This is a genomic window from Arthrobacter sp. R3-55, assembly GCF_054161505.1.
This window is the reverse complement of the sequence record NZ_CP096423.1, coordinates 718,443-738,396: the sequence shown is the minus strand read 5'-3', so window position 1 is coordinate 738,396 and position 19,954 is coordinate 718,443. Positions and strand designations below refer to the sequence as shown.

Here is a 19,954-nt window from a genome sequence, read left to right as displayed (position 1 = left end):
CGGTTGTTGTGTCGTCCAAACGGGGATCAGGTGATGGCGACGGCGATGCCTACCAGTGCCAACCCGGCTGAAATGCCCTTGATTCGTTCGTCCCAGTCATCCGGGACATCCATGGGCTCGAGTTCCTGGATGTGGAGGTCCAGGCTCTTGAGTGCGTTTGCGCTGTTCATGTGTTCACCTCCTTTCCCCTGCCTGCTCGTAGATTTCCCGTGGGGGCTGGCAAGATGTGGGGTCCTCCTGCGGCGGCATGGAGGACGTGCTGAATCTGCGCGGCGTCGATCCCCCGGAGCATGGGAAGACCACCGCCCCAGTTGCGGATGGCAGCGTCCGTGGTGCGGACCAGGGTTTCGTCGGTGATGGTTTGAAGCCGGGCGATACCCCACTGCCCGATCAGCTCTTCCATGCCCATCCAGGGCTCGGGGCTCAGTGCAGGATCTGCATCCGTCACCATGCTCCACAGCTGGTTGAGCCGTGAGGCATCGCCCCACGTTGCGGCTCCTTCGCCGATTTCCTTCCAGATGGGACCAATCACCGACGCCGTCGCGGTCATCTTTCGTACGCCCGTGACATAGGCGAGTTCGTTCGCGACGTACCAGTGCTTGGCGCCGTACGGGTTGCGTCCCATCAATGCCCAGCCGGTGTGCGTTTCCATGCTGAGCCGGGCGGCGGCGAGTCTCAGTTCCGGAGAGTCCCTGTGGCCCAACTGTTGGCCCAGCCGCACGATCCGTTGAATGAGTACGTGGCCGTCGTCGTCAAAAATGCTGTGGTGGCTGCCGATCATGGTCCCGGCCACCCGCAAGAACGCTTCCAGCAGCCCCTCGAAAACCAGCTGCTGCGGCAGGGTGGCGAGGTGGCCGGCGTCGAGCAGTGCGGCGTCACCGGTCAGGTGTCGCGAGGCTATCAAGCGGCGTCCGACGGCGGTGTCCAGGCACGCTACAGCGCTGACTTCCGCACCGGTCCCCACGGTGGACGGCATGAGAATGGTTTTGGGACGTTCTTTGGGATTCGTAAGCGGCGGGAGCACCAGGAGGCCCGAACGTTTGGCGTGGCGTTCGGCGAAAATGGCAAGGCTCGGGTCAGCGGTGAAAAGTGCTGCCAGCTTGACCGCATCCAGCACCGAACCGCCGCCGAGTCCTGCTACCGTTTGAAGCCCGTTTTCGCGGATGAAGCTGCCCACCGTCCGCACGGTTTCCACGGTGACCGGAGTCGCGTGCAGCTCCAGGACCGGAGCTCCTTTGAGGTTGCTGGCCAACATTTTGTCCCGATGGGCTTCCAGGTGGCTGTCCACCACCAAACCGGTCCGCCCCCGGGTCAGGCCACCGATGTACTTGGCTGCCGTGCCGTCGTCGAGGATGACGCAGCGGGTCCTCCACAGGTGGTCGGCGATCATGCGAAGACCCCGTCTTTTTCAGCCGCGGCCAGGCCAGCATGGATGGCCGTGCTCAGTTCTTCGAAGTTCTCTTCTGTGTAAATGAGTGCAGGCAGAAGTTGGATCCGTCCCGGCCCTGCCTGCACGATTGCACCGGCGTCGTGGATACGCCGGACCACGGCCAGTACACCGTTTGAGGACAGGGGCGTTCCGTTGTGTGAGCGCAGTTTGATGGCCCTCATGCAGCCCCGCCCTGATGAGTTGCCTATCCCCCGGGTGTTTTGCAGCTCCTCAATGAGGTTGTTGAGGCCGGCGGCCACCTGCTTGGTCAGGGTGTTGTGGTCCAGCCGTTTCATCTCGGCGATGGTGCCGAGGATCGCCGCGCACGTTGCGGGTGTGCCGGCCTGCGTTTCGCCGTGAACGAAGACAGACTCGTTCCTGTCGAAGGTCTCAGTGACGCGCCGGGCGATCAGCAGGGCCGCGCAGGCGCTGGTGCCGTTGGTCAGCCCTTTGGACGTGACGATGACGTCCGGCTGTTGGGACCATTCGTCTGACGCGAACCAGCCACTCACCCTGCCGAAACCGGTGGCTACCTCGTCTGCGACCAAGAGGAAGCCGTGCTGATCACGGTGCTTGATGACCTCTTCAATGAAGGCATCCGGCACAGCTTCCGCACCCGAGCCTAGAACGGGTTCCATGATGACCGCGGCAATCCTGTGGCCTTCCCTGGACATGAGCTGCGCCAGTTCCGCGCCGTCGTCGTCAAACCCGATGTGGCGGATGTTCCGCCGGTCCACTCCGTACACGGCCTGTCCCAGCTCGTCACCGCTCAGTGCCTGACTTCCATAAGTCAGTCCGTGATAGCTGCCCTTCAGCCCGACGATGAGTTTGCGTTCAGGCTGCCCGTCCAAGACGAAGTACTGGCGAGCCAGCTTCATCACGGCATCGTTGGCAGCACCTCCGGAGGTGGAGAAGAGGACCCGGTGAAAGCTGTGCGCTGGCAGGCTCAGAAGGGCGTTGGAGGCTTCGATTGCAGTGCGGTGAGCTGTGCGGAAAAGCGGCAAATAGGACGCGGTGCGGAGTTCCCGGGCCACGGATTCAGCGATGTTCTCGTTTCCGTAGCCCAGGTTGGTGTTCCAGAGTCCGCTCTTCGCGCAGAGGCGTTGGTGGCCGTCTTCGTAGGTGACGTGGACGCCGTTGGCACTGACTGCGGTATGGCTTTTCCCCGCGAAGTCATGCTGGGTGATGAGGGGTATCCACAGCGGAAGTTGGGTCCTGGGGGTAGGAAGGATCGGCACAACAGTCATCAGCGGCCGCCAACAATGTCGATACCGAGTTGCTCAAAGCGGTCCAGGACGGCACGGGCGGACTCCTCGGCGAGCGCGGCTGGAACGTTGAGCGCGTGCGCCACGGCTATAGCCGCTACCTTGACGTCCCGGAGGTTGGAAACGGCTTCGATAATGGCTGCGGCGTCCGGACCGATCTTGAAGAGACGGCCGGTCCTGGCGTCCAGGAGGGTATGCTCGCTCCCCCGCTCTAGGATGAAGGGAGCATGCGCTGATGGCAGGCCGTCCCGCAGTGTGGCCCCGTAAAGGCTGGCTCCGAAACCCACCAGCTTGGTAGCGGGGCGGTCCTCACGGGCGACAAATTTCCACGCGTCCAAGGCCGCCAGGTAGCGGGCGATCCACGGTTTGGCGGCCAGCGATTCGTAGATGTCCCACGGGTAGTAGGCCGCGGCAACGGCCGACTCGGGCCGGAGGGCGATGGCCCTGACCCTCAGGTCTGGCAGCGCGTCACCAACGGCGCCGATTTTGGCCCCGTAGGGTCCGCTGAGAATCGAACCGTCCCAGGTGATGTGAAGCCGGGCCAGCAGGAGGTTGTCCTTTGGTTGCCCATTCAGCAGTCCCCGCTCAGTCAGCACTGCGTTGACCTCGGTGAGCTGCTGCACGAAGTGCCCCGTACGGCAGGCTTCCTCGGCGTCGTCGAAGAAGGCTTGCCAATCCTCTTTGGTGGTAATCCTGACTACCGTCACACCCACCAGGTTCACGAACGGGATGGCCACATAGTCTTGGATCTCCAGGCTCAGTGCGCCGTCCACCAAGAGTTCTTCCCCTGCGACATCGAAGGATCCTGTGACGGCCACAATGTCTGTATCCGTCCTGTCTCCGTTGAGGACCAGGACCACGGAATCCTCATCGGCGAGGGCCTTCGCGTATTCCGCGTGGTCAGGATTCTCGACAAAAATGACATGGCCCCGGATACGCCCGGGAATGCCGGTGACCCACTGATCCACAGCGGCGGCAATGCTCTGTTGCTGACTCAGCTTCAATGACCCAACCCCCAATAGTTGTGCGCTCATCTCCGGAGCAGTCCCGGCGGAATTTCCGGGTGCTCGTTCTGAGAAGGACACTATGGGCCGGCAGAAGGGCCACAGGGCGGAAAGCGGAAACTAGGTGGTGAATCGGCCGAAATTAGGGGTGTTTTGGGGGCGTCTAGGTGGTGGTTTGGGGTGGCCTAGGTGTTGGCGGATGAGCCCATTTCAAATGACTTCGCGCACCACGCGGGATTGGTTATGCTGGGCATTCGACGATTGGGGACGTCAGAAGATGAAGAAAAGATATGGCAAGAGTGCCAATGGCTACTGGTTGATTTTGGCCGGATCCTACGGCCTGACAATCAGCATGGCGGCTATGACCCCCATGCCCTGGCTGCTGCTGGTGGGCGGGATCTTCATCGTCTTCCCCGTGGTCGTGGGCGCGTTCTACGGGCAGATCGGACGCAAGGCGGAGCGCAAGTTTGTTTCGGACAGCCCTGCGATAGTCATGGCGACTACAGCTTTTGCTGTGGCGGGCATTCTTCTGCGCGGCTCGTCAATCGTGGTGTGGGCAGGACCGATCCTGGGTTTAGTCACCTTCATCGGCATGTATTTCTGCCTACGCCGATACGGACGCTTTTATCCGCCTGTTCAGGAGAATTCCTCGAGTGACGAGAGGATTCACACCCGCTGATCCAAGTGGGCGCCGGCGACGTCAGCGGTCGCCGAGTTTCCTTTCGATTTCCGCGCCCTGGGGTGTCTCGAATCTTGCCGAGAGACCCTTGGGGTTGAATCTGAACGTGACGCGGGCGCCGCCGTCGACGTTCCACCGTGCTGATGGGGTGTCCTTGAAATTCTGAAGTGTCGGTTTTCCCCACCTCGCTTGGCCTTCGCGAACCATGAGGGTGAAAGCATCATTGAGGAAATCAGTGAATTCCGGCGTGATGTCCCGGATGCTGTCCGAGGTATCGAGGCTCATTGCCCTCATGACGTTCTTGACTTCGATGGTCATGACGTCAGGGAACGTGAAGTTGGAAACTGTGTTCATCAGGTAAGACCTGCCGTTCTCGACTTCGGTGGTCCACCCGAACCGCTCCACAGCACGTTGTTGGGTCTCGGCCTCTGACAGCGGCCATGGGGCCGCGATCCAGAAGTCCATAACGTCGCAGACCTCGGCAGCAGGCATTGATTTCCAGGTCACGTGTTTCCCCCTTTTTCTTGGTTTTCGCTTTTTGCCCTCTCCAGCCAGTCCCTCCAAGCGGAGTAGCTGAAAAAGTTGAAGTTGTACCCGGCAGCGGCATCCTTCAACGACTCACCCACCCTGAAAACGGGTCGACCGTCAGCGGCCTCCATTGACTGAACAATCTCGGCGTCGGTGGCATTGAGCATGTGAATCAGGGGGTAGGCCGCCCTGAAGGTCTCGAAACCGCCGATGAAATCCACCCAGTGGCCGCGTCCCCATCGAATCTCTGTGCCATTGGGGCCGGCTTTTACATCAACCCCGGGCGCATCCTCAAAGGTGGCTATCTGCTTCTCCGGCCAGAGCATCCCCTGCACCAGGTCCAGGACGAAGGGCCGAGCAGAGTCAGCCCGGGCCACTACTGTCGTTGGGTTGGAGCCGGCATGACGCAATTCCAGGGTGCCATCATCGGTCACCGCGATGACCTTCGTCCCCGCCAGGAACCTCCATTCCAGAACACCGTCAGGGTGAGTGAGCAGGCTCAGCTTCACCCGAGGGTTGATCGCCTTCATCGGCGGGGTGCTGAGAATCTCCTCGACCAGAGGGTGGTCCAAGGAGCTGACCCATAGGGTGGGTTGGCGCTCCCGTTCCACTGTCCCCGTTGAGTCGAGTCGGTACGAGGCCAGCCCCAGTCCGGGGAGTTCCAGGGAAGCGGAACCTGGATCCATCCCGGCAACCCGTTCCGCCGACCAAGTCTGTCCTGTTGGCATCAGTTCTGCCTCACGCCAGGCCCGATAGCTGAGGTCGTCCGGACTCTTGACGCCGTAGGAGTTTCGCAACGCGGCCACGCACCGCTCCGCGAGCTCACGGAACTCGGAGGTCAACGCCGGAAGCGGGAGGCCAGAGGACCAGTTCGGCTGCCCAACCCCGGGTGCCTGCCAACCGCTGCCCTTGAGCACGGACTCGACGGCGTTGCCCACGACATCTTTCCCCGGGGCCTCTGCGTCAAGACGGTCGCCCTGCCTCGCGAATTGCACATACCTGTTCGGGTACAAGCTGGAGGTGATAACCAGAATGGCACGGTCCGTTAAGCCTCGGAGCGTTACTGCGAGCCTGTCCCGGAAATCGTTCCAGTCGAACGTCGCCCGTTCGCTCGGTGTCCGCTCAGCCCAAGGCATCGGCACCCGCGTCCGGACAGTGCTGAACAGGAGGTCCGGGTCTTCATGAGGGATATTCTTTTCCTGATCCCGGTCACGGGGATCACGTCTTTCAAACCCCTCGTCACCGGCCGAGGGGTCCAGGCTGCTCACCAAGAATCCGTGTGGGCCACTCCGATGGACTTCGATGATCAAGCCCCGGTACATGCCACGATGCTTGACGTCATGGCACTCCAACTGCTCCCCCGGACCGATCTCCCGGATGTATCCGTGCTTGCCCCAAGCACTGAAACCCGGCGTTGGCTGATCCGTCAACAACACCCAAGCATCTCCCCGGCGCAGGATCTGATACTCAACACCGTCAAGAACGGCATACTGTCCAGGCTTGATGAGCGATGTCGGCTGGTCCTTTTCCAGGGAATGATTCGACGCCGGACGGTTGGGGACGCGGGATTGGCGCCTTTTTGCGCTGGCCACGTTAGTCCCCCAGCTTCCGGTCGATCTCAACGCCCTGGGGAGTTTGGAACATCGCACTGAGACTCTTCGGGTTGCAGTCAGCGGCAGCCCGGAAGTCCCTAAGATCACAGACCTCGGCTGGGGCCATGGCTTTCCACGTCACCGGTTCTGTCATCTGTTCTCCCCCAAAGCACGAGCCTCAGATGGTTTCTCTGGGCATTTGTCCTCAGTGTAAAAGACGAGCCCGACAGTTTATGACACGTAACTATCAATTTTTAGGCCCTCAGCGAGAACGAAACAGCGGCCAAGTAGCATCCCCCCTATGGAGTCTTTCACCTGGGCAAAAGCCACCACTGATAACTCGGAGCAACCCAAAGTAGCTGTTCTGCTGCCCGGTTCCGGATATCCGGTGGAAGGACCCGTCCTCTTCTGGATTGGTGAAATGCTGGGCGCCCTGGGCTGGCATGTACAGGCTGTCCGGTGGACCACCGACGATTCGCCCGGTGCCGACCCACACGAATTTGCGGCCAACGCCGCCAGACAGGCTTTTGCTGCCGCACCCGATTCCCATCAACGGTTGATTGTGGCAAAGTCATTCAGCACTCTGTCCATTCCTTGGGCCGAGGAAGTCCGCATCCCAGGGATCTGGCTGACACCTTTGCTCACAGACGAGCAGGTCCGAAGCACCATCCGTGCATCGTCAAAGGATGACCTGTTTATCGGTGGTTCCCAGGACAAGCTGTGGGACGGCGGACGTAAGTCAGAAACTGCCGGCACGTTCTTTGAGGTGCCCGGGGCCGATCACTCCTTGCAGATTCCCAATGATTGGCGTGCCTCTCAACAAGTTCAGGCTGAAGTGTTCACGCGGGTGGAGGCATTCATCGGGGAAGTTTCATGACAATTCCGTACCATTAATGGTACGTTTGGGACAAAGGAGAGGTGGCGGGATGACTTATCGTCGAACACTGCGCGAGCTGGCCTTCGAGACCCACGGAGTAGTGACAAGCCGATCTGCAGAGGCCGCGGGAGTTCCAACAGTGGAGCTGCGAAAGCTCGCTGCGCGGGGGGCTCTCACCCGGCTCGGCCAAGGCGTCTACAGGATGGATGAAGCACCTGCCGGTGAGCTTGATGAGTACGCACAGGCCGTTGCCCTGGTGGGGGAAGGCGCTGTCCTAGCCGACGAAGCAGTCCTTGCGGCTCACCACTTGGCGCAGGTCAACCTGCGACGAATTCGAGTGGCATCCGGCCGTCGCGTGCGCGCCCAACTCCCCGGGACCGTAGAAGTTATCCGCCGTGCCGTGCCTGAGGATCAGCGAGACAGCATAGAAGGTGTCCCGGCTATGACTGTCGAAAGCGCCATCCTTGGTGCCCGCGGCAGGATTATGACCGACCGACTTATCGAGGCCACTCATCAAGCCCGTGAGAGGGGCCTGCTGAATCCCGACGCGGAAGCTCGCATCATTGCAGCCTTGGGGACCTCATGACCGCAGAGCCAGATTCCTTGAGAGACTCGAAACCCGCCAAGCTGCCCAAAGATCCAGGCGGAGTAAACATGCTGAAGCGCCGAAGTTCGTCCCGGGGCTATGCAAAAGGTCGGGTTGGACGCTGACGAGCACCCAACCCAACCTCTTTCCAGCTGCCTAACTTACAGAACCGTGGTCCGCGACAGTGACAGGTCCTTGGTTTCCCGGAAGAACAGGACCACCACCACCGCCGACACCAATGCCATTCCCATCAGGTAGAAGGCCGGGGCCAGCGGTGAGCCAAAGCCCGCAACCAAGCCGGTGGCTACAAAGGGAGCCGTTCCACCGAATAGCACGTAGGCCAGGGTGTAGCCAATCGCTGAGCCGGATGCCCGGACCGACGACGGGAACATCTCCACCAGCGCCGGCACGTTGGACGTTCCGATCACGGCGACCAACGCGCCCAGGACGCTCGTTCCCAGGATCGCGAATCCGAGACCCAGCGGCATGATGGAGAACGCGGGAATGGTCATCACCACGAAGCCCACGCAGGCCACCAGCAGCATCCGTTTCCGGCCGTAGCGGTCACTGGCACGTGCAGCCAGAGGACATACCGCCGTGTACACCAGCATGGTGATCACGCTGGTGATCATGGACTCGGCCGAGGAATACCCAAGGCTCGAGGTCATGTACGCAATCATGTAGCTGCTCATCAGGTAGTACGCGATTGCGTTGGTGATGCTGTAACCGAAGAGAGTGAAGATCTGGCGCGAACACATGCGGATGGCATCTCCCAAAGGCCGCTTTGCCACTTCGCCCGTCTTCTCAAGACCACGGAACACGGGGGTGTCGTCAACCTTTGACCGTATATACAGTCCGATTAGGCCCAGCGGCGCAGCCAGCAGGAACGGAATACGCCAGCCCCAGGCCTGGAGGTCTTCAGTGCTCAACGTCGCGGTGATCGCGGCGCCCAGCAACGCACCTGCCACAGAAGCCAGGCCGACGGTGGCCGGGATAATGCTTGCGTACGTCGCCCGCTTGCCTTCCGGAGCGTATTCGACAATAAACGCCGATGATCCCGTGTATTCGCCGCCGGTCGTGAAGCCCTGAACGGCGCGGAATACGAACAAGAGAATCGGGGCCCAAATGCCGATCACCGCGAACGTCGGCAGGATGCCAATGCAGAACGTCGCCGCACTCATGATCAGCACGCAGAGGCCGAGCATCTTGTTGCGGCCAATCCGGTCACCGTAGCGTCCAAAGAAAGCCGCCCCGAGCGGCCTGGCAATGAAGCCGCCGGCGAAGATCGCCCACACGGCCAGAAGTGACGCCGTCGTGGAGTAATCCGGGAAGAAGAGCTTCGCAATGGTGACGGACATGACTGCATAAGCCGCGGAGTCGAACCATTCGACGAAATTTCCGACGGCGGCCGCCGCGGCTACGCGCTTGAGGCTGCGCCGCGGGGAAGACTCGGTGTCAGCTACTTTCTGGGTCATCGTATTCATGATTGTTGTCCTTCGAGGCGGGGAGAGGCTACAACGTGTGGGAGTTCGCGGAGCTGGGCCCGCTGGACTTTTCCGGTGGCTGACTTCGGCAGCGCGGAGACGTATTCAATGAATCGCGGGTACGCGAAGCGGGAGAAGTTCTCCTTCACGTGCGCCACGATTGTTTCGCTCAGTTCCGCTCCCCCATCGTGACCGGGCATCAGTTCGATCCAAGCCTTGATGGACTGGCCGCGGAGCTCGTCGGGCACACCGGTGACGGACACGTCCCGCACGGGATCGAGCTCACGAATGACTGCCTCCAGCTCATAGGGTCCAACGCGGTAGCCGGACGTTTTGATGACGTCGTCGGTCCTCCCCAGGAACCAGAAGTAGCCGTCGTCGTCCACGTAGGCCTGGTCTTTGGTGTGATACCAGCCGCCCCCGAATGCGGCGGCGGACGCCTCCGGCATGTTCCAGTATCCCAAGGGAAATTGCGGGTTGGAGCGCGCCCGGAGGCAGACCTCACCGGTCTCGCCTGCGGGGACTTCATGTTCGTTTTCGTCCAGCAGGCGGACCTCCCATCCAGGAAGTGGACGGCCCATGGAACCGGGCTTGACCGGCACGTCCGGATAGTTGCCCAAGAGCGGGTACGACTCCGTGGAACCGTAGTAATCCAGCAACGTCACTCCGTACTGCGCTTCGAACCACGTGATCAGGTCCGGCGTCAGCGGCTCATTGGACGAGCAAACCGTCCGCAGGGACAGCGGGAAGCGAGTGCCGGCGTCGGGCACGTCTTCGCGCATCTTGCGCAGGAACGTGGGGTTGACCAGCGCGCTGTTGACGCGGTGGCGGCTCATGCTCTCCAGCAGGGCCGCGGGATCGAAGCCGCCGTGGGGCCGGAAAACCAGGTGCGTGGCGCCAAGCCGGAGCGGTCCCATCAGCTTTGCGAGCGACCACGCCCAGTCCCCCGCGCCAAAGAAGACGTCGCCATCGCCGAGCTGGTGGCAGTACTCGAACTCGTTGTGGCCCAACAGGGTCCGGTGAGCATGCACGATTCCCTTCGCCCGGCCGGTGGTGCCCGAGGTATAGAAGATGAGGGCGGGATCGTCGGCTTTGGTCTCGACATCCTGGAATTCGGTGGTTGCCTCTTTGATTTCCGGGCTGTCGATGTCGATGAACGTGCCCTCATAGTCCTCAAAGAGGTGTCTAGCCGATTCCTCGGCGATGATCACCGACGCCCCGCTGTCCTCAAGCCGGAAGCGGATCGGCTCTGCGGCCCAGAGCAGGGACATCGTGACCAGGATGGCGCCGGTCCGGAGCACACCGAGGTATGCGGCCGGGGTGTCGGAGCGCTGGGGCAGCAAGACGGCGACCCGGTCACCTTTCTTGATGCCGGCGTTTTGCAGGGTGGCAGCGATCTGACGGGAACGGTCCTGGATTTCGCCCCAGCTCACCTCTCGTTGACCTTCGACGGCGGACTCCAGGATGAGCGCGCGCTTGTCCCTTGGGTGCCGGTCGGCGACGTCGACGGCCATGTTGTAGAGCTCAGGCACCTCCCAGCGGTGGCTGTTCCGTAGTTCGGTGTAACGGTCTTGGGTTGCGGTTTTCACTTTGGTGTCCCGTCCCTTCAGCGGCGGCCGGCGAGGAAGCGGGCCATCTCGCGCTGCGGTTCGCCGGTGCCGTAGGCCTCGCGGTGCACGCGCTTGGCTTCTGCCATCGCGTCGGTGAGGTCGTCGTCTTCCAGGCTGCGCAGGCGGTTCTTGGTCAGGCGGACTGCGCCCGGGGGAAGGAGGCTCAAGCGGGCGGCGAGGTCCTTGGCGTAAGCCAGCACGCCGCCGTCGTCCGCCAAGTAGTTAAGGAGGCCGAGACGCTGAGCCTCGGCTGCGTCCACCAGCTCGCCGGTGAGGACGAACTGGGAGGTCTTGGACTTGCCGAGGATGCTCCACATGGCCCAAATTCCCGTGATGCTGGGGATGCCGGAGAGGACTTCGGGTTGGCCCATGCGGACTTTGGAGTCGCCGACGCGGAGGTCTGCCAGGAGTGAGTACTGGAAGCCGGAGCCGGCGGCGACTCCGTTGACCGCGGCGATGGTGATCTGGTCGAGGTTGCGGACGGCCCGGTAGAGGCGGTCGAAACCGTCGATCCATGCTTCCGCGGACTCGTGATCCTCGGGGTTCATGGATGCGGTCTCGGCCAGGTCCTGGCCGGCACAGAATGCGCGGCCGCTGCCGGTGAGGATGACCGCGCGGATCTCATCGTTGCCTTTGAGGCCTTCGAGGTAGTCGATGAGTTCGCTGCGCATGGCTTCGGTCCAGGCGTTGAGCTTGTCAGGGCGGTTGAGCGTGATGATGGCGGTGGGGCCGGTCTGTTCGAAAAGGACGTCCTGGGACATTGGGGAGATTCCTTTGGTTGGTTGGGGTTTCTTGACTCCCATCTGACCATCGGCAAATGTGACCCGTCTAACATCAATATCTACTCGGCTTGATACCAAACTGGTATGATGCGCCGATGGACCTTCACCATCTCAAGTACTTTGTGGTGCTCTCCGAGGAGTTGCATTTCGGGCGTGCGGCCCAGCGCTTGCACATGGCCCAGCCGCCGCTTTCGCAGCGCATCAAGGACTTGGAGAAAGAGCTCGGGGTGCAGTTGTTTCATCGGCGGCGTACCGGTGTGGAGCTGTCCGAGGCCGGGGCTCTGCTGTTGGAGCATGCACGAGGGGTGCTGGACCATGTGGCCATGGCGCAGGAGTCGATGCGGCGGATCCGACCTGGCGCTTCGGGCATTCTGCAGGTGGCGGTGCCGCCGGACACGAACCCTGTTGCGCTGTCCACCATGGTTTCTTCATTTGCTGCGTCTGCGCCTGACGTTCTGCTGAATTTGCACGAGCTCACCACTGTGGAGCAGGTTGAGCGACTGCGCGACGGCGAACTGGACGTTGCGGTGGTCCGTCACCCTTTGAGCAGCGTGGGTTTTGAGTCGGGGCCGCTGTATTCGCGGGCTCTTGGCGTGGTTCTGAATGCTTCGCATCCGTTGGCTTTATTGGATGCCGTGCCGCTGGGTGACCTGGCAGGGAATCCGTTGATCATCTTCCCGCGGCATATGGCCCCGACGTTGTACGACTCATTCCTGCACACGTGCCGCGACGCCGGGTATTTGCCGGCGGCTATCGTTCACGCGCGGAATCAGCACTTCACGCACGGATTGATCATGGCCGGCCGTGGAGTGCACTTCAACGAGGAGCCGTGGACGCCGCTGCCTCCGGGGATGGTATGGCGTCCGCTGGTTGGTGATCCATTGGCGTGGCGGACGTCGGCGCTGTGGCTGAAGAGCAGGCGGTCAGCGGAGACGGACGCGTTTGTTGCGGCTGTCGGGGCGGGGCTGGAGGCGGGTGGGCATGGGTAGCGGACTACCCTTGCGGCCCCGCATTTAGCGAACGAGTGATAGCTGAGCGCTGGAACGTTGTGGTTTTTGCACTGCAGCGGGGTCCCCTACCGCGCTCAAAGCCTGACCAAAAGTCAGTCCGTGCAGTTCAGAGTTCGAAACACCCATGGAACGCGCAATGTCTTCGACACCCCAACCTTTCGATCTCCTCAATGCAGGGAGTACAAATCCGAAAACTTTGGAAGTCTCGCGGACCATTCCTTCAGGTTCTCCGTAACGATATCCGCGACGAGTCAGATCAACGCAAGTTTGGCGATAGGACCAATCGGTATAGATGCCGGCCTTATGGAACCCATAAGCAAGCGCCATAGCGGAGACGCCTAGATGAGCCTTCAGTCGAAGAAGACTATCGACAGACGGTTCGCGACCGACACTGGAGCGCAGGAGTACGCGAGGCATGAGGAACTCCGAGGCGAACTGGTCTGCCTCTTTCTCAGCATTTCGCTCACTTACTGTGGAAGCATCCAGGCCCGCATGGAGCACAAGGTGTCCCAACTCGTGCGCTAAATCGAAACGGGAACGCTCTGCAGTCTTCATCGTGGAGAGGAAGACATATGGCAGCCCGCCTTCCCAGAGACTGAAAGCATCCACCTCTTCAGCCCCAGCGGGCAGACTCAGTACGCGCACACCATGCGCCTCCGCCAGCCGCACAGAGTTCGGAAGCGGATCAATCCCTAGCCCCCACTCGGCACGAAGCTGTTGAGCTGCTTGGAGAGGACCCAGCAGCGACAAATCAGGAACGCTTAGCCTCGGGAGTTCGAAATGGGAGGTCAGGAATTCGTAAAGTTCCACGCCGACACGACCGGCAGACGTTGCCGCGTGTTTCTGCGCTGCACTGGAGCGACGACGGGCCCGAAAAAAGACCCGGTCCTCTTCAAGTGGCTCGGTTGGGGGCAGCGACAAGAACGCAGGTTTGCACCCAATCGCAAGGGCTAGCGCACCAGCCATCCTGTCCGGTGCGCCGTGCGTCTCGTAGTTCGTCACCGTGCGCGGCGTAGCGTCAAGACGCTCAGCCAATTGAGCTTTACTGATTCCCGCCCGCAACCTCGCCAGAGTGATCCGAGAGGGTTCTAGCGTCATGACAGTTCAACGATCCTAAAGTCGACGTCGTCCTGAGGTCCGGCCGGACGATGTGAGATTTCCAGATCCGATACGTCGGTGGGAGGCAGGAAAATCCTGCTGGTCCACTGCGTGATGTTGCCATCAACGATCTGGGCCGGCAGCGACAACTCAGCCCTGACCACAGGCTCATCCTTGGACCAGTGATACAGGAGCACCCACGTTAGCGGTGGCTGGGTTTGCCTAATTGAGGGCAACCCGAAAATAAGGTCGAGCATCTGCTGGCCGTTGCACTGGACGGCTGCACCCGTAGCCGGACCGCGGCGTCGGGCTGTTCCAGGGGTCAAGTCCTCCGAAAGGGCGGTATTCGCGTTGCCACCAATGACCATGATCGACGTCAGTCCGTCAGGCGACAAAACCCGTGGAGAGTTCTGAGGGTCTGCCTGTCTCCAGTCACGCTCGTTGAGTTGCTCGCGGAGAGCTGCAACCGTCTCGGACCACTGGACAAAACCGCGGGCAGTGACAGGGTGAAAGTTGGTAATGTTCTGCGCCTGACGGACGCCCCTCAGCACGGAGTTCGTCAGCGTATCGCTGTCCAGGCCTAGTAATTCCAGAGCGGACGCAGCGTTGGTGGACGATACGAAGGGCTCCAGAGGAAGCGGTTCAGAGGTCACATGAACTCCTTTCAATTCCCTCATAGTAGTGCAGAAAACCGGAAAATACTTCCCGCCTCGGTTGTTGTCCGCACGGAGTACGCCGACCGGCGCTCACTCAGCGAGCAGCCAGGTCCTACGCCTCCTCGAACCACCCCCGGGCAGGGTTGGAAACCTCAGGCGCCTCCCGGAACACACCCGGCTGAGCCACCCAGCCAACACCGTTGGCGATGACCTTCTGGATCTGCGGCTGGTGGTACACGGGGTATTCCTGGTCACCGGGGCTGAAGTAGAAGATCCGGCCCTTGCCGCGGGAGAACGTCACGCCTGAGCGGAACACCTCTCCCCCGGTGAACGAGCTGATGAAGATCAGGTCATCGGGCTCCGGAATGTCGAACAGCTCGCCGTACATTTCCTGCTGGGGAATCACAATCGGGCTTTCAATTCCGGCCGCGATCGGGTGCGAGGGCTTGACCGTCCACACCAGCTCGCGTTCGCCTTCGTTGCGCCACTTCAGCGAGCACGTGGTCCCCAGCAAGCGGGTGAAGATCTTTGCAAAGTGTCCGGAGTGGAGCACCACCAGGCCCATGCCACCGAGGACATGCCGCTGCACGCGCTCCACCACTTCGTCAGCGACTTCCTGATGGGCGATGTGCCCCCACCACAGCAACACATCAGTCTGCTCAAGAACTTCTTCGGAGAGCCCGTGCTCGGGATCGGCCAAGGCAGCGGTGGAGATTTCGGAGTCCGGGTAGAAACCGCGGAGCCCTGCAGCGATGGCGCCGTGGATTCCTTCGGGGTACATCTCACCGATGGTTGCGGGCTCGTTGCGGGCCTCGTGGACGGCCTCGTTCCAGACAACAATCTTCAATTTCGCATCAGTCATTTAGAGCACCACTTCACGTTGTTCGAGGGCGGATTTGTAGCAAGCATCGAGTATTAGCGCGCGGCTCAGGGCAAGCGAACCGTCATGGCTTCCCCAAACAGTTTCGCCACCGCGCACGGCGGCAATGAAATCGTCGACGACGGCCTGGTGGGCTCGCCCGGGTTCGGCCACCACCTCGAAGTCCGCGTTCTCGCCGTCTTTCTCGGTGAAGACGTGGACGTCCGCTACCGGGTTCTCGGAGGCGCCCACCGAGCGCAAGTCCGCTCCGCCGTCGGTCCCGTAAACGGTGAAGTCCATCAGGTCCCGTTCGTCGCGGTAGGTGGCCCAGCCGGCTTCGAGGATCAAGGTACCGCCACCTTCCAGGCGAATAAATGCGGAGGCGAAGTCTTCCACTTCAAACTTATGGCTGGAGTTCGAGGCTGTGTAGCGGGCGTTGCCACCAAGCCCGCGGGGACCGAGTTCGGAGTGGGTCGACGCCGAGACCGCCAGGACCTTCGGCTCCCCCAGCAGGTGCAGCGAGTAGTCCAGCACGTGGACGCCGATATCAGCCAGCGGACCGCCACCGGCGAGCTCAGGATTGGTGAACCAGCTGCCCAGCATCGGGATCCCTTGGCGTCGGAGCCACGATGCCTTGGCGTAGTACGGGCGTCCCAGCGTGCCGGCGTCGATCACTTCCTTCAGCGCCTGGATGTCGCCGCGGCGGCGGTGGTTGAACGCGACGTCCAGCACGCGGCCGGCCTTGCGGGCGGCGTCCACCATCTGTTGACCTTCGACGGCGTTGCGCGCGATCGGCTTCTCGCTCAGCACATGCAGGCCCCGCTCAAGCGACGCAATCGCGATGGGTGCGTGCAGGAACGTGGGGACGGCGACGCTAACGGCGTCGAGGTCCTCGAGCTCAATCATGTCCTCCCAGCGGGCGAAGGCATGCGGGATGCCGTACTCCTCGGTCAGCTGGGCAAGAAGCTCCTGCTCCATGCCGGCAACGGCAATAATTTCGACGCCGGGAATGTTGCTGTACGCCTTGAGGTGCTGCTGGCCGGCCCAACCGATGCCCACAACTCCTACCTTGAGGGTTGCGGACGGGGCCTGCTGCTGAATGCTCACGTTGTTCCTGTTCTTTGTGTGGTTTCTTAGAGTCTGTGAGGGGTTTGGGGACTTCGTGACGGGCTTAGCCCTTGACCGCGCCGGCCGTCATGCCGGACACGATGCGCTTCTGGCACAAGAGCACCAGAATCACGAGCGGCACGGTGATGATCACCGACGCGGCGCTGATGGTGCCAAGGGGTTGGTCGAACTCGCTGGTGCCGCTGAAGAACGCGATGGCCACCGGGACGGGACGTGATTCCGGCGAGGTGGTCAGCGTGACGGCCAGGAGGAATTCGTTCCAGACCGAGATGAACACCAGGATCGCTGTCGTCGCCAGGCCGGGAACCGCCAGCGGCAGAATCACCTTCCGGAACGCGACAAACGGCGTGGCGCCGTCCATGTACGCGGATTCCTCCAGCTCACGCGGGATCTCCTTGAAGAACGACGTCAGCGTGTAGATCGCCAGCGGCAACGCAAACGTCAGCTTCGGAATGATGAGGCCAAGCAAGGTGTCGTATAGGCCGATCTCGCGCCAGATGGAGAACATCGGGGCCGCAATCGCGATGGCCGGGAACGTGGTCACCGAGAGGATCAGCGTCAGGATCATCGCCTTGCGGCGCATCTTCAGCCTGGCCAGCGCGTAGGCGGCGAAGGACGCGAACACCAGCGCCACTGTTGTAGTTACGACGGCGATAATCACCGAATTGCGCAAGGCCAGGAGGAATTCGGGGTTCTGGAAGACCACCAGATAGTTCTCCAGGGTCGGCTGGCTCGGGAAGAGCTCGCCTTGGGACAGGCTCGCTCCCTTCTTAAGGGAGGTGTTGACCAGCCAGTAGAAGGGGATGAGCGAGAAAGCCATGACGGCCACCACGAACACCCATACCAAGGGGTGCAGTTTCGATTCCCCGCGCAAGCGACGCTTCGGCGCCCTGCGCCCGGCGGCGAGTTCCGGCGTCGTGCGTTCTGCAGTCAGCGTGCTCATTGTTCCTCCTTCGCGACGTCGCGGATGTTGCCGCCGCCGAAGCGGATGTAGATGACGGAGACCACCATGACGGTGAGGAAGGTCAGGATGGACAGCGCCGAGCCTTCGCCCACCAGCCGGTTTTCGCGCAGTTGGCCGTAGGCGAGCATGGACATGGATTCGGTGCCGTTGGCGCCGCGGGTGAGGACGAACGGCAGGTCGAAGACGCGGAGGGCGTCCATGGTGCGGAAAATCGCGGCGAGGACGATTGCCGGGCGCAGCAGCGGCAGAGTGATGTTCACGAAGGTCTGCCATTTGCTGGCGCCGTCGAGTTCCGCGGCCTCGTACGTTTCGGCGGAGATGACCTGCAGGCCGGCCAGGATGATGAGCGCGGCGAACGGGGTGGTCTTCCAGACATCGGCCATGACGATCACGGCCATCGCGTAGCCGTGCTCACCGAGCCACACGACGTCGCCGCCCGGCAGTCCCAGCGTGGAGAGGACGTTGGTGACCAGGCCCATGTTGGGCTGGAACATCGTCTGCCACGTGATGGCGCTGACCACTGTGATGATCGCGTAGGGCAGCAGAACCACGGTGCGCAGGACGGCGCGGCCCTTGAACGCGAGGTTGAGCAGGAGCGCCATGGCCGTGCCGAGGATGAGTTCCAAGCTGACGGAGAGGCCGGCGAAGAGGAACGTCTGGCCGAACGCAGCCCACCATTCTTGGCTGGTCAGGGCGGCGATGTAGTTTTCCAGTCCGACAAAGCGGGACAGGCCTGCGGTGCGGACGCTGTACTGGTTCAGCGAGAGCCAGATCGCGTAGCCGATGGGGACCGCCGCAACCAGGGCCATGATGACCAGCGACGGAGCGGTCATGCGGAACGCCAGCTTGCGTTCGGCGCGGTCGCGGCCGCTTGTTTGGCGGGCCGGTGCGGGGCTTGGGGGGCGGCCCGGTAGGAGTGTCTTGGTGGCCATGATCAGAAGCTCGCCTTGGCGCTGGTGATTTCCTCGGCCATGCTCTTCACGGCGTCCTCGGTGGAGGCGGTGCCGGAGAGGACGGCGTAGACGTTCTTGTAGATTGCCTGGCTGATCTGCGGGTAGACCGGGGAGATCGGGCGCGGCTTGGCACCCTTCACGGAGGCGAGGAGCTCGGTGGCGAACGGCATCTTCTGCAGCACGGCCGGGTCCGAGTAGGCGGCCTCGTTCACCGGGGCCTGCGAGTAGTCCATGGCCACGTGCTTCTGCCAGTCCGGGGTGGTGGCGAAGTCGATGAACGCGACAGCTCCGGCTTGGTTGGTGGAGTGGGCCGAGATCGCCAGGTTCCAGCCGCCCAGCACGCCGGAAGCTTTGCCGCCTTCCCATGCCGGCAGCGGCGCGACCGCGAAGCTGGACGCCAGCGGTGTCGCGTTGAGCAGGCGGTACACGTGCGGCCAGTTGCGCTGGTATCCGAAGTCGCCGGACTCGTAGGCGAGGCGGGCGGGGTCTTCGTTGTAGGTGAGGACGGCGCGGTCGGCTGAGCCCTTCTTGAGTCCGTCGCTCATGAAGTTGAGGACGTCGCGGGTTTCCTTGGAGTCGATTTTGACGTTGCCTTGGTCATCCAGGACTTCGCCGCCTGCGCTGTAGAGCATTTCGAGGAAGTTCACCGTGAGGCCCTCGTACTGCTTGCCCTGGTAGACGAAGCCGTTGCCGGGAGCTTTGGCTGCTTCTGCGTAGAGCTGCTGCCAGGTCTCGGGCTTGGCTACCTTGTCCTTCTGGTAGTAGATCAAGCCGGCGTTGGTGAAGAACGGCGAGCCCCAGTACTTGTCCTCGTACTTGGTGGTTTCCACAGTGGAGGGAATGAGCCGGTCCTTGTTGGACTCCACCAGCTTGGTCTGGTCCAGCAGCCAGCCCTGGGAAGCGAACTCGGAGGTCCAGATGACGTCCGTGATGAAGATATCGCACTCGGTGGACTTGCCCTCGAGCCGCTGCACAATCTGCGTGCGGGCTTCATCCGTGGTGGCGCCGATCTCCGTGTACTTGGCCGTGACCTTGCCGTTCGCCTTGGTGAACGCCTCCGCCGTGCCCTTGTAGATACCGCTCGCGTCCTTGACGCCACAGATGTTCACGGCACCGCTGGCATTAGCGCCCGACGCCGGATCGGCAGCGGCCGCTTGCTCGGCACCTTGCGGCGCGGCTCCCCCGCCGCACGCGCTGAGGAGGAGGGCGGCGGCTGCGATTGCAGCTGATGCGAGGGCTTTGCGGCTTCGTGGGGCTTTGTTCTGGAGCGGGGAAGCAGGTCGGTTCATGTCCACAAGTGGCTCCTTTGGTGGCTGTGGGCGGGTGGAGTTCAGTTCGCGTTTTAGCTGTTCCGCGTCCTGAGGGTGGCTTCTTTGCCGGTGGTTCGTTCTGATCCGTGGAATCGATTCCAAATGCTGCTTGGAAAAACGGCCTTGCGGCCGTGGAATCG

The 19,954-nt window shown here is 62.0% G+C and carries 20 protein-coding genes; 4 read left to right on the top strand and 16 right to left on the bottom strand.

What is annotated here, in order from left to right:
• Positions 1–26: 26 nt before the first annotated feature.
• Genes M1D51_RS03575 through mpaB form a run of 4 tightly spaced genes read right to left on the bottom strand, consistent with a single transcriptional unit; the run spans position 27 to position 3,728 of the window.
• Positions 27–170: a daptide-type RiPP gene (locus M1D51_RS03575; protein WP_155854090.1), complete on the bottom strand. Its 144-nt coding sequence runs from the start codon at positions 168–170 to the stop codon at positions 27–29.
• Positions 167–1,390 carry a daptide-type RiPP biosynthesis dehydogenase gene (mpaC, locus tag M1D51_RS03570; protein WP_458108556.1) on the bottom strand — a complete coding sequence of 408 codons (1,224 nt, stop codon included), beginning with the start codon at positions 1,388–1,390 and terminating at the stop codon, positions 167–169. The genes M1D51_RS03575 and mpaC overlap by 4 nt, the downstream gene beginning before the upstream one ends.
• Positions 1,387–2,676 (bottom strand): daptide-type RiPP biosynthesis aminotransferase, encoded by a 1,290-nt coding sequence (gene mpaD / locus M1D51_RS03565; protein WP_458108555.1) that lies wholly within the window; start codon positions 2,674–2,676, stop codon positions 1,387–1,389. Before mpaD ends, mpaC begins: the two co-directional genes overlap by 4 nt.
• Positions 2,676–3,728 (bottom strand): daptide biosynthesis RiPP recognition protein, encoded by a 1,053-nt coding sequence (gene mpaB / locus M1D51_RS03560; RefSeq protein ID WP_458108554.1) that lies wholly within the window; start codon positions 3,726–3,728, stop codon positions 2,676–2,678. The genes mpaD and mpaB overlap by 1 nt, the downstream gene beginning before the upstream one ends.
• A 184-nt stretch (positions 3,729–3,912) precedes the next feature.
• Here mpaB and M1D51_RS03555 point away from each other — a divergent pair, with 184 nt between their 5' ends.
• Positions 3,913–4,377, top strand: coding sequence for a hypothetical protein (locus tag M1D51_RS03555; protein ID WP_458108553.1), 465 nt, complete (start codon positions 3,913–3,915; stop codon positions 4,375–4,377).
• Between the two features lie 21 nt (positions 4,378–4,398).
• On the opposite strand, the gene M1D51_RS03550 is transcribed toward M1D51_RS03555, so the two are convergent.
• Together M1D51_RS03550 and M1D51_RS03545 are read right to left on the bottom strand one after the other, a co-directional pair.
• Positions 4,399–4,884, bottom strand: coding sequence for a DUF6301 family protein (locus tag M1D51_RS03550; protein ID WP_458108552.1), 486 nt, complete (start codon positions 4,882–4,884; stop codon positions 4,399–4,401).
• Positions 4,881–6,497, bottom strand: coding sequence for a TY-Chap domain-containing protein (locus M1D51_RS03545; protein WP_458108551.1), 1,617 nt, complete (start codon positions 6,495–6,497; stop codon positions 4,881–4,883). Before M1D51_RS03545 ends, M1D51_RS03550 begins: the two co-directional genes overlap by 4 nt.
• Positions 6,498–6,798: 301 nt before the next feature.
• Here M1D51_RS03545 and M1D51_RS03540 point away from each other — a divergent pair, with 301 nt between their 5' ends.
• Both M1D51_RS03540 and M1D51_RS03535 read left to right on the top strand, forming a co-directional pair.
• On the top strand, positions 6,799–7,374 hold the full coding sequence (locus M1D51_RS03540; protein WP_458108550.1) for a hypothetical protein: 576 nt from the start codon (positions 6,799–6,801) through the stop codon (positions 7,372–7,374).
• A 49-nt stretch (positions 7,375–7,423) separates the two neighbouring features.
• Positions 7,424–7,960: a type IV toxin-antitoxin system AbiEi family antitoxin domain-containing protein gene (locus M1D51_RS03535; protein WP_175493435.1), complete on the top strand. Its 537-nt coding sequence runs from the start codon at positions 7,424–7,426 to the stop codon at positions 7,958–7,960.
• Between the two features lie 161 nt (positions 7,961–8,121).
• On the opposite strand, the gene M1D51_RS03530 is transcribed toward M1D51_RS03535, so the two are convergent.
• From M1D51_RS03530 to M1D51_RS03520, 3 genes are read right to left on the bottom strand one after another with little or no spacing between them, the layout of a single operon-like run.
• A complete protein-coding gene (locus tag M1D51_RS03530) occupies positions 8,122–9,444 on the bottom strand; it encodes an MFS transporter (protein WP_458108549.1) in 1,323 nt (440 codons plus the stop codon).
• Complete coding sequence (locus tag M1D51_RS03525) at positions 9,441–11,033, bottom strand: acyl-CoA synthetase (protein ID WP_458108548.1); 1,593 nt, start codon at positions 11,031–11,033, stop codon at positions 9,441–9,443. The genes M1D51_RS03530 and M1D51_RS03525 overlap by 4 nt, the downstream gene beginning before the upstream one ends.
• A gap of 17 nt (positions 11,034–11,050) precedes the next feature.
• Positions 11,051–11,815, bottom strand: coding sequence for an enoyl-CoA hydratase/isomerase family protein (locus M1D51_RS03520; protein ID WP_458108547.1), 765 nt, complete (start codon positions 11,813–11,815; stop codon positions 11,051–11,053).
• A gap of 116 nt (positions 11,816–11,931) precedes the next feature.
• Here M1D51_RS03520 and M1D51_RS03515 point away from each other — a divergent pair, with 116 nt between their 5' ends.
• On the top strand, positions 11,932–12,825 hold the full coding sequence (locus M1D51_RS03515; protein ID WP_026542038.1) for a LysR family transcriptional regulator: 894 nt from the start codon (positions 11,932–11,934) through the stop codon (positions 12,823–12,825).
• A gap of 24 nt (positions 12,826–12,849) precedes the next feature.
• On the opposite strand, the gene M1D51_RS03510 is transcribed toward M1D51_RS03515, so the two are convergent.
• From M1D51_RS03510 to M1D51_RS03480, 7 genes are all read right to left on the bottom strand, one after another.
• The gene (locus tag M1D51_RS03510; RefSeq protein ID WP_458108546.1) at positions 12,850–13,944 is read right to left on the bottom strand and encodes an ImmA/IrrE family metallo-endopeptidase; all 1,095 of its coding nucleotides are present in this window, start codon (positions 13,942–13,944) and stop codon (positions 12,850–12,852) included.
• Entirely contained in the window at positions 13,941–14,597 is a 657-nt protein-coding gene (locus tag M1D51_RS03505; RefSeq protein ID WP_458108545.1) for a hypothetical protein, read from the bottom strand. The genes M1D51_RS03510 and M1D51_RS03505 overlap by 4 nt, the downstream gene beginning before the upstream one ends.
• Positions 14,598–14,712: 115 nt before the next feature.
• Positions 14,713–15,462: a ThuA domain-containing protein gene (locus M1D51_RS03500; RefSeq protein ID WP_458108544.1), complete on the bottom strand. Its 750-nt coding sequence runs from the start codon at positions 15,460–15,462 to the stop codon at positions 14,713–14,715.
• Positions 15,463–16,566: a Gfo/Idh/MocA family protein gene (locus tag M1D51_RS03495; protein WP_458108543.1), complete on the bottom strand. Its 1,104-nt coding sequence runs from the start codon at positions 16,564–16,566 to the stop codon at positions 15,463–15,465.
• Between the two features lie 64 nt (positions 16,567–16,630).
• Positions 16,631–17,530 (bottom strand): carbohydrate ABC transporter permease, encoded by a 900-nt coding sequence (locus tag M1D51_RS03490; RefSeq protein ID WP_458108542.1) that lies wholly within the window; start codon positions 17,528–17,530, stop codon positions 16,631–16,633.
• Complete coding sequence (locus M1D51_RS03485) at positions 17,527–18,483, bottom strand: carbohydrate ABC transporter permease (RefSeq protein ID WP_458108541.1); 957 nt, start codon at positions 18,481–18,483, stop codon at positions 17,527–17,529. The genes M1D51_RS03490 and M1D51_RS03485 overlap by 4 nt, the downstream gene beginning before the upstream one ends.
• 2 nt (positions 18,484–18,485) lie before the next feature.
• Positions 18,486–19,799 carry an ABC transporter substrate-binding protein gene (locus M1D51_RS03480; RefSeq protein ID WP_458108540.1) on the bottom strand — a complete coding sequence of 438 codons (1,314 nt, stop codon included), beginning with the start codon at positions 19,797–19,799 and terminating at the stop codon, positions 18,486–18,488.
• Positions 19,800–19,954: the final 155 nt, after the last annotated feature.